Annotated in this window: 13 protein-coding genes; 3 read left to right on the top strand and 10 right to left on the bottom strand. The window is 65.7% G+C overall.

Annotated elements, in window-relative coordinates:
- Positions 1-51: 51 nt before the first annotated feature.
- Genes AC1RMG_RS21910 through AC1RMG_RS21920 form a run of 3 tightly spaced genes read right to left on the bottom strand, consistent with a single transcriptional unit; the run spans position 52 to position 1,843 of the window.
- On the bottom strand, positions 52-723 hold the full coding sequence (locus tag AC1RMG_RS21910; RefSeq protein WP_125062477.1) for a GNAT family N-acetyltransferase: 672 nt from the start codon (positions 721-723) through the stop codon (positions 52-54).
- 19 nt (positions 724-742) lie between these two features.
- Positions 743-1,189, bottom strand: a complete 447-nt coding sequence (locus AC1RMG_RS21915; protein WP_065365003.1) for a GNAT family N-acetyltransferase — start codon at positions 1,187-1,189, stop codon at positions 743-745.
- A gap of 30 nt (positions 1,190-1,219) precedes the next feature.
- Positions 1,220-1,843 carry an FMN-binding negative transcriptional regulator gene (locus tag AC1RMG_RS21920; RefSeq protein WP_015637526.1) on the bottom strand — a complete coding sequence of 208 codons (624 nt, stop codon included), beginning with the start codon at positions 1,841-1,843 and terminating at the stop codon, positions 1,220-1,222.
- Positions 1,844-1,948: 105 nt separating this feature from the next.
- Here AC1RMG_RS21920 and pdxR point away from each other — a divergent pair, with 105 nt between their 5' ends.
- On the top strand, positions 1,949-3,499 hold the full coding sequence (gene pdxR, locus AC1RMG_RS21925) for a MocR-like pyridoxine biosynthesis transcription factor PdxR (RefSeq protein WP_493170276.1): 1,551 nt from the start codon (positions 1,949-1,951) through the stop codon (positions 3,497-3,499).
- Positions 3,500-3,538: 39 nt separating this feature from the next.
- The gene (locus tag AC1RMG_RS21930; protein WP_493170278.1) at positions 3,539-4,750 is read left to right on the top strand and encodes a YeeE/YedE family protein; all 1,212 of its coding nucleotides are present in this window, start codon (positions 3,539-3,541) and stop codon (positions 4,748-4,750) included.
- 113 nt (positions 4,751-4,863) lie between these two features.
- Here the strand turns inward: AC1RMG_RS21930 and AC1RMG_RS21935 are convergent, their stop codons facing one another.
- From AC1RMG_RS21935 to AC1RMG_RS21955, 5 genes are all read right to left on the bottom strand, one after another.
- Entirely contained in the window at positions 4,864-5,964 is a 1,101-nt protein-coding gene (locus AC1RMG_RS21935; RefSeq protein ID WP_047290070.1) for a polyamine ABC transporter substrate-binding protein, read from the bottom strand.
- Between the two features lie 12 nt (positions 5,965-5,976).
- Complete coding sequence (locus AC1RMG_RS21940; RefSeq protein ID WP_493170280.1) at positions 5,977-7,008, bottom strand: histone deacetylase family protein; 1,032 nt, start codon at positions 7,006-7,008, stop codon at positions 5,977-5,979.
- A gap of 163 nt (positions 7,009-7,171) precedes the next feature.
- Positions 7,172-9,097 (bottom strand): ankyrin repeat domain-containing protein, encoded by a 1,926-nt coding sequence (locus tag AC1RMG_RS21945; RefSeq protein ID WP_493170281.1) that lies wholly within the window; start codon positions 9,095-9,097, stop codon positions 7,172-7,174.
- A gap of 100 nt (positions 9,098-9,197) precedes the next feature.
- Positions 9,198-11,111, bottom strand: a complete 1,914-nt coding sequence (locus AC1RMG_RS21950) for an ankyrin repeat domain-containing protein (RefSeq protein ID WP_493170283.1) — start codon at positions 11,109-11,111, stop codon at positions 9,198-9,200.
- Between the two features lie 70 nt (positions 11,112-11,181).
- Positions 11,182-12,174, bottom strand: a complete 993-nt coding sequence (locus tag AC1RMG_RS21955; protein ID WP_015637519.1) for an AraC family transcriptional regulator — start codon at positions 12,172-12,174, stop codon at positions 11,182-11,184.
- A 198-nt stretch (positions 12,175-12,372) separates the two neighbouring features.
- Here AC1RMG_RS21955 and AC1RMG_RS21960 point away from each other — a divergent pair, with 198 nt between their 5' ends.
- Positions 12,373-12,918 (top strand): hypothetical protein, encoded by a 546-nt coding sequence (locus AC1RMG_RS21960; protein WP_026020147.1) that lies wholly within the window; start codon positions 12,373-12,375, stop codon positions 12,916-12,918.
- Positions 12,919-12,982: 64 nt separating this feature from the next.
- On the opposite strand, the gene AC1RMG_RS21965 is transcribed toward AC1RMG_RS21960, so the two are convergent.
- Positions 12,983-13,984 (bottom strand): asparaginase, encoded by a 1,002-nt coding sequence (locus tag AC1RMG_RS21965; RefSeq protein WP_493170285.1) that lies wholly within the window; start codon positions 13,982-13,984, stop codon positions 12,983-12,985.
- A gap of 104 nt (positions 13,985-14,088) precedes the next feature.
- The gene (locus AC1RMG_RS21970) at positions 14,089-15,528 is read right to left on the bottom strand and encodes an alanine/glycine:cation symporter family protein (RefSeq protein ID WP_011064304.1); all 1,440 of its coding nucleotides are present in this window, start codon (positions 15,526-15,528) and stop codon (positions 14,089-14,091) included.
- Positions 15,529-15,564: the final 36 nt, after the last annotated feature.

The following is a 15,564-nucleotide window of genomic DNA, read 5'->3' on the forward strand; positions in this document are numbered from 1 at the left end:
GCCGGCTCCTACACAGGCCTGTAGGAGCCGGCTTGCCGGCGAAAATCCCGCTTAGCCGCGACACTCCGCCAGCGACTTGAGCTGCCCCGAGCCGCTCTGGTTTTCATCGCTGAGCCACTGCTCGAAGCCCCTGGCGATTGCCGGCCATTCCCCGTCCAGGATCGAGAACCACGCGGTATCGCGGTTCTGTCCCTTGGCCACCATGTGCTGGCGAAACACCCCTTCGAAGCTGAAACCCAAGCGCTGTGCGGCATAGCGCGAGCGCTCATTGGCGTTGTTGCACTTCCACTCCAGCCGCCGGTAACCCAGGGCGAAAGCTTCCTTGGCCAGCAGGTACACCGCTTCCGTGCTCTTTGGCGAACGCTGCATGGGGGAGCCGAAGGTCACGTGGCCGATCTCGATGCGGCCCTGGGCCGGGACGATGGACATCAGGCTGATGATGCCCTGGGCCTGGCCGCTGGCGCGGTCGATCACGGTAAAGAAATACGGGTCGCTGGCGGCGGCATGGCCACTGAGCCAGGCATCGAACGCCGCGCGCTCGGGGAAGGGGCCGTAAGGCAGGTAGTTCCACAGCACCGGATCGGCGCCCGGGCCTTGCAGCACCTGGAACAGATCGTCGCCATGGCGCGCCGGGTCGAGCCTTTCCAAACGGATGAAGCGCCCATCAAGCAGGGTGGCCGAGGGGGCGGGAACGCCTTTCCAATCGGCGAGTGAAATCGACATGCAGTGGCTCCTTGGCAACTCAGAGGGGTTTGCGGAACTGGATGAAACCCGGGCGCTCGGCGATGCGCTCATACAACTGGATGGCCGTGGCATTGGTTTCGTGGGTCAGCCAATGCACCTTGGCACAGCCGTCCTGCTTGGCCTGGGCGTAGACGAACTCGATCAGCTGGCGGCCCACGCCGGTCCCGCGTTGGTCCGGGGTCACCAGCAGGTCCTGCAGGTAGCAGGAATTCTCGATGCTCCAGTTGGAGCGGTGGTAGATGAAATGCACCAGGCCCACGGCGCGCTCGCCGTCCCAGGCCAGGGCCGCGTTGGTGGGTTCGCTGGGGTCGAGAAAGCGCTGCCAGGTGCTCTGGGTCACGGCATCCGCCAGCTCGGTTTCGTAGAAGCGCAGGTAGGCCTGCCACAGGGGCAGCCAGGCGCTGTGGTCGGCGGCGGTAACGGGGCGGATCTGGATCTGGCGCATGAAAGCTCCTTTATTGTTCTGGACGAAAACCTAGCTCATCAGTCGGGACAGTTGTTGGTCGCGCAGGTCGGCGCTGGCCGCGAGGCCTTCGCGCACCCCGGCGATATCCTCGGCGCTGCGGTTCTGGCTGAGCTTGCGCTTGCCTTCCAGCCGCTGGATCGGCAAGGCAAAGCCGACGATTGCCCGGAGCATGCCCTCCAGGTAGTCGGCGGGGGCATCTGTCACTTGCCAGGGTTGGGGGCGGCCGGCTTCGTGACGCTCGGTCAGGCCCCCCACCACCTTGAGCAGCCGCTCCGGGTCGCTGAATACCTCAGGCTGGCCATAGGCGTGCACTGCCACGTAGTTCCAGGTCGGCACCACTTTGCCGTGCTCGGCCTTGCTTGGATAGAACGAGGGGCTGACGTAGGCATCCTCGCCCGTGAAGATCACCAGCGCCTCGGCGCCAGCGGCCAGCTCGGCGCATTGCGGGTTGGCCTTGGCCAGGTGCCCGTAGAGGGTGCCATTGGCCCCCTGTCCGGGGTCCAGCAGCAGGGGCAGGTGGCTGGCCTGCAGGCCCAGGGCGCCCCAGGTCACCAGGGTCGCCAGGCGGCTGCCCAGGATCAGTTGCTGCAGGCGGGCGAGGTCTTCATCGACGAAAGCGCGGGGTAGGTACATGTAAAAAAATCCTTGGCGAGTGGCTGCATCCTAGGCAGGCTAATGGTTCGTTGTAAGAGCCATCTCTGGTCTATTTTTTAGGTCCAATTGCCCGGGTGAACCTCGATGAACAGTGCCGTACCCCCGTTGTCCTTCAATCCGGCCGGCATCGAGCTGGACCGCCGCCAGGGCCTCAGTCGCCAGCTGTACCAGGCCTTGCGACAGCGGGTGCTGGACGGGCGCCTGGCCAGTGGTACGCGCCTGCCTGCCAGCCGCGACCTGGCCGCCGCCCTGGGGATTTCCCGCAACAGCGTGGTGCGGGCCTATGACCAGCTGTACGCCGAGGGTTTTATTGAAGGGCGGGTCGGTGACGGCACCTATGTGGCGCAATTGCCGGAAACCCGATTGCCGATCAAAAAACTATCCACAAAACTATCCACAGCGTTTTCAACAGGCTTACCCACAGGGTTATCCACAAAACAGGCAGAAATGGCTGGTGATTTATCCAGTAAAGTTATCCACAGCAGCGGCTGGCAGCGCCTGCAAACCCATCATTTGAGTACCCCGCCCAAGGGGCCGCCACGGGCTTTTCGGGTTGGCGTGCCAGCCTTCGATCTGTTCCCGTTCGAGGTCTGGGCCAAGCTGAATGCGGCTTTCTGGCGCAGGCCCGACCTCGGGCAATTGTGCTACGGCGACTCGGCGGGCGATCCGCGGCTGCGCAGCCTGATCGCCGCCTACCTGCGCAGCGCTCGGGGCCTGAACTGCACGGCTGAACAAATTGTGATCACCAGTGGCGCGCAGCAGGGCATCAGCCTTTGTGCACAGCTGCTGGTGGAGCCCGGCGACAAGGTGGCTGTGGAAAACCCCGGCTACCGCGCCGCGGGGCATGCCTTCGCCCTGGCGGGTGCGCAGTTGCAGGGCGTGGCGGTGGACCAGGAGGGCATCGACTGCCGCCAGCTGGAGCAGCTGGACAGCTGCCGCCTGGCCTATGTCACGCCGTCCCACCAGTACCCCACCGGGGTGATCATGAGCCTGGCCCGGCGCCTGGAGCTGCTGGCCTGGGCCGAACGCAGCCAGGGCTGGATCATCGAGGACGACTACGACGGCGAGTACCGCTACAGCGGTGCGCCCCTGGCCCCCCTGGCGGCGTTGGACCGCCAGGGCCGGGTGATCTACGTCGGGACCTTCGGCAAGGTCGCCTTTCCGGCCCTGCGCCTGGGCTACCTGGTGCTGCCGCCGACCCTGGTCCAGGCCTTCGCCCAGCGCCGGGCGGTGGACGTGCGCCATTCCGAGGTCAGTACCCAGGCGGTGATGGCCGAGTTCATGGCCGCCGGGCACTTCCAGCGGCATATCCGGCGCATGCGCCGGGCGGCCCTGAGCCGGCGCAACACCTTGCTGGCGGCCTGGCCACAGGCGATCGGCGGCGTTGGGCCGCTGCCCGGCGTGGCGGCGGGGCTGCACCTGACGGTGCGGGTCGACAGCCTGGCGCGGGAACAGGAACTGTTGGCCCAGGCCGCCAGTGTGGAGGTCGAGGTCGCCGGCCTGAGCAGCTACTGGCTGCCGCAAACCACCTTGCCCGAGGACCAGCGGGCCGGGCTGGTGCTGGGCTTCGCGGCTGTGCCGGAAGCCGATATACAGGCTGCGGTAAGCCGTTTGCGCCAGGCCTGGCGGGCCTGACGCGGTATACTCGCGAGCATTTCCCGCGCGAGAACCCCCATGAGCCAGACCCTCTCCCTGGCGCCTGAACGCAAGTTCGGCGCCCCGCTGTTCGCCTTGCTGCTGCTGGTGGCCGGTGCTCTGTTCCTGCAAGCCCAGGTGGGTGCCCGCCAGGTGCTGCTGTTGCTGCTGGGCGCTGCCCTGGGGCTGACTCTGTACCACGCGGCCTTCGGCTTCACCTCGGCCTGGCGGGTGTTCATCCGCGACCGGCGTGGCGCCGGCCTGCGAGCGCAGATGGTCATGCTGGCCCTGGCGGTACTGCTGTTCTTCCCCGCGCTGGGGGCGGGCAGCCTGTTCGGCCAGCCGGTGGTGGGGCTGGTGGCGCCGGCCGGCGTCTCGGTGATCTTCGGTGCCTTCATCTTCGGCATCGGCATGCAGTTGGGCGGCGGTTGCGCCTCGGGCACCCTGTTCACCGTTGGCGGCGGCAATGCGCGGATGCTGGTGACCCTGACGTTCTTCATTTGCGGTTCGCTGATCGCCACCCATCACGTCGACTGGTGGTTTGCGCTGCCGTCGCTGCCGCCAATCTCTATCGTCCAGAGTTTTGGTGTAGGCCCGGCGCTGGGTCTGAGCCTGTGCCTGTTCGCGCTGATCGCGGTGCTCACCCTGACCCTGGAAAAGCGCCGTCATGGCAGCCTTGAAGCTCCGGTCGCCAGCGAGCACCAGGGCTGGCGCCGGCTGCTGCGCGGCCCCTGGCCGCTGGTCTGGGGCGCGGTAGCCCTGGCTCTGCTGAACTTTGCCACCCTGGCCCTGGCGGGGCGCCCATGGGGCATTACCTCGGCGTTCGCCCTGTGGGGCGCCAAGGTCGCCAGCGGGCTGGGGGCGGACGTAGGCAGCTGGGTGTTCTGGCAGGGCGCGGCGAATGCCAAGGCGCTGGCGGCACCGGTGTGGCAGGACATCACCAGCGTCATGGACATCGGCATCGTCCTGGGTGCCTTGCTGGCGGCAGGGTTGGCGGGACGTTTTGCCCCCAACCTGAGAATCCCCACCCGTTCCCTGGTAGCGGCGGTAATCGGCGGCCTGCTGCTGGGCTACGGTTCGCGCCTGGCCTACGGCTGCAACATCGGCGCCTACTTCAGCGGCATCGCCTCCGGCAGCCTGCATGGCTGGCTGTGGCTGGTGGCGGCCTTCATCGGCAACGGCGTGGGCGTGCGCCTGCGGCCCTGGTTCTTCGCCGAAGAACGCAGCCCCCAAGGCCTCACCGGCTGCTAAACGCCACTGTGTAGGAGCCGGCTTGCCGGCGAACAGCGGCGACGCGGTCTATCACCCGCCGCGTCCTCGTCGGTCGCCGCCCACCAGAACACCGCCCGTGTGCTTGCGCCGGATCAGGTCCCGGACTTGATCTTGGTCCAGGCCCGGGTCCGCGCCCGCTCTGCATCACGGGGCAACGGCTGCAGCGTGTACAGGGTGCTCATGGCCGCTTCTGTCGGATACAGGTTGGGGTTGTTGCGGATCGAAGGGTCTACCAGTCCGGTCGCGTCCTTGTTCGGGTTGGGATAACCGACAAAGTCGCTGACCGGGGCAATCACCTGGGGTTGCAGCAGGTAGTTGATGAAGGTGTAGGCATCTTCCGGGTTCTTCGCGCCCTTGGGGACCGCCAGCATGTCGAACCAGATCGGCGCGCCTTCCTTGGGCAGACGCATGTCCACGGTCACGCCGTTCTTGGCTTCCTTGGCGCGGTTGGCGGCCTGGGAGAAGCTCCCCGAATAGCCCACGGCCACGCAGATATCGCCATTGGCGATGTCGGCCATGTACTTGGACGAGTGGAAGTAGGTGATGTACGGCCGGATCTTCATCAGCAGCGCTTCAGCCTTCTCGTAGTCCGCCGGTTTCTTGCTGTTGGGGTCCAGGCCCAGGTGCTGCAAGGCCAGGGGCAGGATTTCCGACGGCGAATCCAGCAGGGCCACGCCGCACTGCTTGAGCTTGCTGATGTTCTCTTCCTTGAAGATCAGGTCCCAGCTGTCCACCGGCGCCTTGTCCCCCAGGGCGGCCTTGATCTTGTCCGGGTTGAAGCCGATCAGGATGGTGCCGTACATGTAGGGCACGGCGAACTTGTTGCCCGGGTCGTTGGCCTCGATCAGCTTCATCAGCTTGGGGTCCAGGTGGTTCCAGTTGGGCAGCTTGCTGCGGTCCAGGGGCTGGAACACCCCGGCCTCGATCTGCTTGGCCAGGAACACGTTGGACGGCACCACCACGTCATAGCCGGAGTTGCCGGTCAGCAGCTTGGCTTCCAGGGCTTCGTTGGTGTCGAAGATGTCGTAGACCAGCTTCACCTGGCTGTTCTGGGCCTTGAAATCTTCCAGGGCCTTGGGGGTGATGTAGTCGAACCAGTTGTACACCCGCAGGGTGCGTTCTTCGGCGTGGGCGGCGGTCCCCAGCAGGCTGGCGCACAGGGCGGGGATCATTAAGCGTTTGAGTCTTTGCATGATGCGAATCCCTCACTGGGCGCTTTGGAAGCCTTCGAGAACGTTGACGGCGTTGATGCCGATTTCCTCAACCGCATAACCGCCTTCCATGACGAACAGCGTCGGCTTGCCGAGGGCGGCGATGCGCTTGCCCATGGCCAGGTAGTCCGGGCTGTCGAGTTTGAATTGCGAGATCGGGTCGTCCTTGAAGGTGTCCACGCCCAGGGACACCACGATGATGTCGGCGTCATAGCGCTGGATTTCGTTGCAGGCCTGCTCCAGGGCCGCGCTCCACGCATCCCAGCCGCTACCGGCGGCCAGCGGGTAGTTGAAGTTGAAGCCTTCCCCGGCGCCTTCGCCGCACTCGTCGGCATAGCCCAGGAAGAACGGGAACTCGGCTTCCGGGTGGCCGTGGATCGAGGTGAAGAGCACGTCGCTGCGCTCATAGAAGATCGACTGGGTGCCGTTGCCGTGGTGGTAGTCGACGTCGAGGATCGCGACCTTCCTGTGGCCCTGGTCGAGGAACGCCTGGGCAGCGATGGCGGCGTTGTTCAGGTAGCAGTAGCCGCCCATCAGGTCGCCGGCGGCGTGGTGTCCCGGTGGCCGGCACAGGGCGAAGGCACTGTGGGCGCCATTCTGGATATGGGCCTGGGCGGTCAGCGCCACCTGCGCCGCGCTATAGGCCGCCTGCCAGGTGCCGGCGGTGATCGGCGCGCCGCCGTCGAAGCTGTAGTAGCCGAGCTGGCCGTGGAGGCTGGTGGGAATCACGCTGCGCAGGGTACGCGCCGGCCAGGTGTAGGGCAGCAGGTCGCCGTCGATGCCCTGTGCCGCCCAGCGCGCCCAGGCGCCCTTGAAGAAGTCCAGGTAGGCCCGGCTGTGGATGCGCTCGATGGGCTCCAGGCCGAAATCCTTGGGTGCCTCTACCGGGCCAAGGTTGCGGTACTTCACCCGGTCCAGCACATGGTCGGCCCGGGAAGGCATTTCAAAGCAGGGCATCAATTGCCCGTCGATGAGTTCACAACGGCCGTGGTGCAGGTGGTGATCGTCCGAGTAGATCGTCAGCATTTTCTTGTTCTCCGCAGGCTGATTCGGTGGATCACAGTCTTGCGGGGCGCGGGGTTTCGGAGAACGGCAGGAGCGGCCAAAAGGGGATTGATCTGGCCAAAGTGTTTGACCGAAATTCGCCCCTTAAAGAGGCAGGGCGCCCCGTTGCGGGGCGCCGTCCGGTTCAACTGGCGGGCGGGGTGGGAACGAAGCGCTGCAGCACCTTGAGCATGTCCTCGCGTTTTTTCCGGGCGATGGCTTCCAGCAACAGCGCGTAGCCCTTTTTCTCGCAGTGCTGGCCGACATTGGGATCGGCGCCTTTTTCCAGCAGCAGGGTGAACAGTTCCAGGGTGTCCTGCTGGCTGACGTAGGGGGACTTGTCGTCGGCGGAGGTCTTGTCGGCCACCAGGGTCAGCAGGCTCTCGCCGACGGGCTGGTTGTAGCAGGTGCCACGGCCGTAGCTCAGGTTGAGGTTGGCGCCAGCGGCTATCAGTTGTCGCACGGCCTCGTAGTTGTTGCCCGAGAACGCCCGGTACAGAGCGGTTTCACCATCGTCGGTTCTGCGCAGGTCGAGGTTCTGCGGGTACTGCAGCAGCCAGCTGAAGCCTTGCAGGCTGCGCTTGTTCTCGGCCATCTGCATCAGTGGCGTCACGCCCTGGCTGTCGGGTTCGTCGATGGCCACGCCAGCCTCGATGAGGAACTTCAGGCGCCCGCCCTGGCTCAGGTCGGGGCTGTCGCCCAGGTCGCGGCGCATGGCCAGGGTCGCCAGGGTGGTCCAGTTGTACAGGCCGCTGGTGTGGGCGCCGTGCTCCAGCAGCAGCCGGGCGATGTCCAGGTGCGGTGCGTCCAGGGCGTGCAACAAGGCGCTGCGGCCATCGTCGGCCATGACCTCGCCGCTGATGCCACTGGCCAGCAGGCGCTGCACTTCGCTCAGGTCGCCGGCATCCGCGGCGGCCACCAGCGGCCAGAAGGCCTGGCAGTCCCGGGGGTTGGCGGCGCTCAAGCCCAAGCGCTGCAGCACCCGGGGCGGGATGCTCATCTGGCGCTTCAGGCGCAGGCCGCAATACACCCGATAACCTTCTATGGCCCGGCCCTGGTGGATGTTGTCCTGCGTGCGTTGTTGGTAGATCGCCCAGTCCAGGTCCGCCAGGTTGAGGTAGGTCGGCATGCGCCCCGGGTCGCGGCGCAGCACTTCCTTGAGCCAGGGGCGGGCGGTTTGCAGCTGCCCGGCTTCGCTGGTCCAGTAGGCGATGTCGTTGAGCAGGCCGGCGTATTCACGGCGCTCGGTGGCGATGCTGCGAAAGTCATGGGTGACGAAGAAGTCTTCCACTTCGCGGATGCCCGGCAGTTTGTCCTTGGCCGTACGCAGTTGTTCGTGCAGCGCGCGGAACTCTTTCCACAGGCTGTCCGGGGTCGAGGCTGGCGCAGGCACAAAGGCATTGACGGTGATCGGCCCGCTGCCTTGGGTGAAGGGGCGGAACCACGGCGGGAAGGTCTCCAGGGCCTGCAACCACTGCCTCCCGGTTTCCTCGCTGATGGGTTGCAACGGGGTGAATTCCATCTGGCCAAGGTCCTGGCGGTGACTGATGGCCAGCAGCGGGTGTTGCGGATCGCGCTGGTCGATCAGCAGGTAGCGCCCGCTAAGTTGCCACTCGGATGGCTCCTTGCACTGGAAGCTCAGGGGCGTCAGGGTGATGCCGGGGGCCAGGCTGTTGCTCGTGGGCCAGATGTCGCTGACCTGGATGTCATCGCCCGGGCTCACACAGGCCCGCAGCTCTTCAGGGCTGAACAGAGCCATCGGCGGCGACTTGTAGACCCGCTGCCGGTACTGCAGGTCCTGATAGGCATTGAAGTAGAACAGCCCGCGGTACTGGCTCAGGACAATCCGCAGCGGCATCCGCGCCAAGCCCGGCAGGGGGAAAGGCTTGAGCTCCAGGGTGGCGGTTTCCGGGTAGTCGAGGACGAAGTTGCGGCGCATTCCCGACCATTTGAACCAGGCCAGGTCCAGGTCGAAGGCCTGGGCCACGGGAGTGGCAGCCAGCAGTGTCAGCGCCAGGCCAAGCCCGCGAATGCCGATGCGCCGGGCGATGGCGCCTGAGAATAGCTTCAACGTTGCAGTCCCTTGCCGATAGAAAGCCCGGCAATGTAATGCAATCGGCGCTGTTGTGCCGGGCTTTGTTTCAGGGGCGCAGCGGGTTCGGCGCCACGCCTCAAGGACGAAGCGCCGTCGCCGGCGCTGGCGGCGCAAAGCCTTGCAGCACCTTGAGCATGTCGTCGCGTTTTTTCCGGGCGATGATCTCCAGTAGCAGGGTCCGGCCCTTTTTCTCGCAGCGCTGGCCGACGTTGGGGTCGGCGCCCTTTTCCAGCAGTAGGGTGAACATGTCCAGGGTGTCCTGCATGCTCACGATGGGGGAGTGCTGGTCCGGGGAAATCTTGTCGGCAACGAGCATCAGCAGGCTCTGGCCCATGGGCTCGTTGCCGCAGGTGCCGCGGCCATAGCTCAGGTTCAGATCGGCGCCGGCCTCTATCAGGAGTTTCATGGCCGGGTAGTTGTTGCCCCAGAAGGCGCGGTACAGCGCGGTTTCACCGTCGTCGACGGTACGCAGGTCGAGGTTCTGCGGGTGCTGCAGCAACCAGGTGAAGCCCTGGAGGTTGCGTTCCTGCTCGGCCAGCTTCATCAGCGGTGTCTGCCCGCGACTGTTCGGCTCGTCGATGGCGACGCCGGCTTGCAGGAGAAATTTCAGGCGCCCGCCCTGGTTCAGGTCGGGGCTGTCCTTGAGGTCACGTTGCATGGCCAGCATGGCCAGGGTGCTCCACTGGTACTGGCCGCTGGTGTGGGCGCCGTGGGCCAGCAGCAGTCGGGCGATCTCCAGGTGCGGCGCATCCAGAGCGTGCAGCAGGGCACTGCGGCCGTCCTCGGCCATGACCTCGCCGCTGACGCCACTGGCCAGCAAACGCCTTACCTCTGCCTCGTCGCCGGCATCCGCGGCGGCCACCAGCGGCCAGAAGCCCTGGCACGCCTGCGGGTTGGCGGACTCCAGGCCCAGGCGCTTGAGCACCCGCGGCGGCACGCTCATCTGGCGTTGCAGGCGCATGCCGCAGTACAGCCGATAACCCTCGATGGCCCGGCCCTGGTGGATGTTGTCCAACGGCCGTTGCTCGAACAGGGCCCAGTCCAGGTCGGCCAGGTTGAGGTAGGTCGGCATGCGGCCCAGATCCCGGCGCAGCACTTCCAACAGCCAGTTCCGGGCGGTGTTCAACTGACCGGCCTCGCTGGTCCAGTAGGCGATGTCATTGAGCAGGCCCGGGTATTCGCTGTGGTCGATGGCGATGCTGCGATAGTCATGGAGGACGAAGAAGTCTTCCACCTGGCGGATGCCCGGCCCCTTGTCCTTGGCTGTGCGCAGTTGTTCATGCAGTGCACGAAACTGCTTCCACACGCTGTCCGCCGTGGCCGGTGGCGTGTAGGCATTGAGGGTGATCGGCCCGCTACCGCTGTCGAAGGCGCGGAACCACGGCGGAAACTTCTGCAAGGCCTGCAACCATTGTTGCCCGGTCTCGACGCTGATGGGTTGCAACGGGGTGAAGTCCATCTGGGTCATGTCCTGGCGGTGACTGATGGCCAGCAGCGGGTGTTGGGGATCGCGCTGGTCGATCAGCAGGTAGCGCAGGCTGAGTTGCCACTGCGGGGGCACCGAACAGTCGAAACCCAGCGGCGTCAGGGTGATGCCGGTGTCCAGGGTGTTGCTCGGTGGCCAGTTGTCCGAGACCTGGATCGGGTTGTCCGGCGACACGCAGTTGCGCAGGTCCTCGGGGCTGAGCAGCGGCAGGGGCGCGGACTTGTAGATCCGCTGCTGGTAATCCAGGTCCTGGTAGGCATTGAGATAGAACAGCCCACGGTACTGGCTGAGGACGATCCGCGCCGGCACTTGCGCAAGGCCGGGCAGGGGGAACGGCTTGATCTGCAGGATGGCGGTTTCCGGCTCATCCAGGACAAAGCTGCGGGACATCTCCCACCATTTGATCTTGGACAGGTCGAACGCCTGGGCGACGGGGACGCCAGCCAGCAGCACCAGTGCCAGGCAAAGCCTGCGAATGCCGATGGCGTCTGTGAATAGGTTCAAGCGTGCAGTCCCTTGCCGGTAGAAAGGTCGGCAATGTAATGCAATCGCCAGCGTTGTGCCGGGGTTTTTGTCAGGGCCGGAACTGGCTCGGCGCCACGCCGCTCCAGCGGATGAAAGCATGGCGAAAGCTCGCGGTTTCGCTGAAGCCCAGGGCCTCGGCGATGCGGTAGATGGGCATCTGGTCTTCGCAGAGCATCTGCTTGGCGCGCTCGAAGCGCAGCTCGTCCAGCAGTTCCTGATAGCTGCACCCCAGGTCCCGCAGGTGGCGGCGCAGGGTCCGGGCCGAGCAGTTCATCTGTTCCGCCAGCCCTTCCAGGCCCGGTGCGGCGTCCAGCTGCGCCGCCAGCAATTGGCGGATGCGCCCCAGCCAGGCCTGGCGCCCGGTGAACTCGGTGTTCTGCTTGCGGCAGCGTTCGGCCATGGCCTGGTGGGTGATCACGTCCGCCAGGGGCAGGGGCTGGTCCAGCCAGCGCTGGTCGAAGGCGAAGGCGTTGCTGCTGGCGTTGAATTGCAGCGGGCAGTCGAAAGGCTCGCGGTAGCGTTGCTGATAGTCCGGGGCCGGGTAGTCGAAGCGTGCGCCCAGTAGCGGCAGGGCGTGGCCCAGCAGGTCGTCGCAGATGACCTTCAGCGACACCAGGCAGAACTCGGTATTGAACGCGGCCAGGGCCGGGCTTTCGCGGTAGTCGGCGGCGGTCAGCCAGATGCGCGAACCGTCGGTTTCCAGGCTCAGTTCGAAAAGTGTTCCCATCAGCGCCGGATAGCGCAGCGCCAGGCGCAAAGCGTCACCTAAGGTGGCACTGGTGAGCAGGGCATAGCCGAGCATGCCGTAGGAGGAAACGTGCATGCGCCGGCCCAGTTCCAGGCCGATGTCCCGTTGCAAGGCCACGGCGTTGGCGCACACCAGCATTTCCTGGTTGGTGGTGATGCGAGTGTCGGCGCGGCTCAGGTCGGCGGGGTTTATACCGCTGCCGGCCAACAGCGCGCCGCCGGCCTGGCCCTGGTCCTTGAAGGTGTTGAGGATCAGGGAAACCGCATTGAGGGTGGTGAGGTGCGAGTGCAGCATGCGCAGATTCCAGCCTGGGAAAGACCCTTAACCGGAGCAAGTTGCATGCCGCCCGCGATCAGGCCTGCGGTTTGCCGGCCAGCGACATGCGGCATTCCCGGCGTTGTGTGGCTAGTGACTTGGCGTATTGATTGGTGCAACCTGCCTGCCATTCACCGCCTGAGGTGGCGGTGCAGCAACCCCGATAAAGGACTATGTATGACCCTCATTCCTGCGCGTTCCCTGCTTCTGGTGTCCGGCTTGCTCCTGAGTTCGCTGTGCCTGGCCGAGGCTGAGCCAGGCAGCGAAAGCACCATCAAGGACTCTGCCAAGTCAGCTGTCTCGTCAGCCATCTCGGCAGGCAAGAACCTCTTGGGCGGCGTCAGCGAAGGTGTGCTCGATGGTCGCCAATCGGCGCAAGGCGTCGACGGTGCGTCGATCATTTCCTCCCGTGAGCAAATGAAAGGCCGCGTCGAGGTCCAGGTATTGAAGACCGAAGCCGTCGGCGACAGCTTCAACGTCACCCTGGGTTTCAAGAACAGCAGCGACAGCCAGTTGCGGCTGATCAACCTCAAGCAGACCGGCGCCCTGCTGGCGATCGACCAGGACGGTTACGCCAACAACCTGACTGTCAGCCTCGACAACCCGGACGAAGTCACCATCCCGGCCAAGGCGGCAGTGCGGCAAAAGTTCGTGTTTGAGGGGCCGATCGAGAGTTCGAGTTCGGTGCGGGTCTGGGGCCAGGATTATTCGGTCAAGAAGTAACCTGACAGCCCCCGCTGTTCGTCGTCGAGCCGGTGGCTACTGCATAGCTACCGGCTCCCGAGCTTCAGCCCAACTCGCCACACAGGTCGAGTTCCACCAGGCGCCGCACTTCGGCGGTTTCCAGCCCGGCGCCGAGCAGCGCATTGAGCTTTCCGAACGCCGCTTCGCGGGTCATGCCGCCACCGGACAGCACGCCCACGCCGCGCAGGCGGCTGCCGGCTTCGTAGATGTCCAGCTCCACACCACCTTCATGGCACTGGGTCACGGCCAGCACCACGATGCCTTGCTGCTGTGCGCGCTTGAGGCTGGCGAGGAACGCCGGGTTGTCGCTGGGGCCGGTGCCGCTGCCGAAGCATTCCAGGACCAGGGCCTGGATGCCGCTGTCGAGCACTCCGTCCAGCAGCTCGGCGCCGATGCCGGGGAACAGCGGCAGTACGCCGACCTTGGCCAGTTGCCTGGCTTGGCGGTAATCCAGCCCGGCGGGAATCGCCTCGGCCCTGGCGCCGCCGCCATTGCGCTTCAGGGCGGCGAACGGGTGACGGCCGAAGCTGCGGATTTTCGCGCAGCGGGTCGGTGCCAGCAGCTCGCCGTGGAAGTACAGGTGCACCCCCGGGGCCAGGCCCTGGCCCAGGGCCGACAGGGCGCCGCTGAGGTTTTCCCAGGCATCGCTGTCGGGCACACCCGCTGGCAGCATCGAGCCGGTGAACACCACGGGCGCCGGCAGGCCCAGCAACTGGAAGCTCATGGCGGCGGCGCTGTAGGCCAGGGTATCGGTGCCATGGAGGATCAGCACGCTGTCGCAGCCCTGGTCCACGGCTTCGACCACCGCTTCACGCAGGCGCTGCCAGTAGTCGGGGGTCATGTTGGCGCTGTCGATCAGCGGCGCCATCTCGCGAAAGCGCCAGGCCGGCAGCACCAGCCTGGGCTGGCTGTCGAGGTAGGCGCGCATGCGCACGTCGAAACCCGAGGCCGGGGCCAGGCCGTCGGCGCTGGCCTGCATGCCGATGGTGCCGCCGGTGTAGAGCACCATGACGTGCTGGGCGCCAGGGTAGGTCGAAGGGGTCATGGGATTCTCCGAAACGGTGAGTACCTGTGGGAGCGGGCAAGCCCGCTCGCACATTTATCGCACTGTAACCGACGGGTGCAGAGGATGCGCCCGTCGTTCACCCGTCAGCGTTGCGCTGCGGGCACGCCTTGCGGCTCGGCCTCGGCGGTGGCCGAAGGTTCGGCGGGCCAGGCCTTCAGGTCCAGGTCCAGATCGGCGAACTTGCGCGAGTCGAACACCGGCTGGGCGACGCCGGCGCGGCGCTGCTCGTCGTAGTCGCGCATCACGCGCAGGCCGACCTTGAACAGCATGGCCAGGGCCACCAGGTTGACGAAGGCCAGGCAGGTCATGGTGATGTCGGCGAAGGCGAACACGGTCGAAAGGTCCTGCATCGAACCCCATACCACCAGCGCCAGCACCAGGCCGCGGAACAGCATCAGCACGGTGCGGTTGCGGGTGAGGAACTGCAGGCTGTTCTCGCCCAGGTAGTAGTTGTAGAGGATGCAGGTGAAGACGAACAGCGACAGCGCGACGCTGACGAACAGGCGACCCCAGTCACCGACCACGGCGGCCAGCGAGTTCTGGGTCAGGACGATGCCGTCGCCTTCGAAGCCCGGGGTGTAGAAGCCCGACAGCAGGATCAGCAGCGCGGTGCAGGTGCAGATCACGAAGGTGTCGAGGAACACGCTGAAGGCCTGGACCACGCCCTGGGCGCCCGGGTGCTTCACGGCGGCCACGGCGGCGACGTTGGGCGCACTGCCCAGGCCCGCTTCGTTGGCGAACACGCCACGCTTCACGCCCATGACGATGGCGCTGCCGAGCAGGCCGCCGAAGGCCGGGTCGAGGCCGAAGGCGCTCTTGATGATGGTCTCCAGCATGGCCGGCACTTGTTCGATCTGGGTGCCGATCACGTACAGGGTCACGGCGATGTAGGCCAGGGTCTTGATCGGGACCAGCAGGTCGGACACCGCGGCGATGCGCTTGATGCCGCCGATGAAGGTAATGGCCAGCAGCACCGCCAGGACGATGCCGGTGTGGCTTGGGTCGAAGGCAAAGGCATCCTGCAGCGAGTGCGTCACGGTGTAGGACTGCAGGCCGATGAAGGCGAAGCCGTAGGTGACCAGCAGCAGGATGGAGAACACCACCGCCATGCCTTTGCGCTTCAGGCCGTGCTCGATGTAGTAGGCCGGGCCGCCGCGGTACAGGCCGTCGCCGTCGGCGCGCTTGTAGACCTGGGCCAGGGTGCATTCGAAGAAGCTGCTGGACATGCCGACCAGCGCGGTCACCCACATCCAGAACACCGCGCCCGGGCCACCCAGGGTCACGGCGATGCCGACGCCTGCAATGTTGCCCGCGCCGACCCGGCCGGCGAGGCTGAGCATCAGCGCCTGGAACGAGCTGAGCTGGCCGCCGCTGCTTTTCAGGCTGTCGCGGAACACCGCGAACATGTGGAGGAAGTGGCGCAATTGAACGAAACGCGAGCGGATCGTGAAGTAGCTGCCGAGCCCGACAATGAGCACGATCAGCACTTTCCCTGAGAGGAAGTCGTTGATGACTTCGAGCATGGATTATTCCTCGCTGTTTTTTGTGTAGGCAAAAGC

This window comes from Pseudomonas sp. GW822-FHT04H02 (assembly GCF_058800645.1).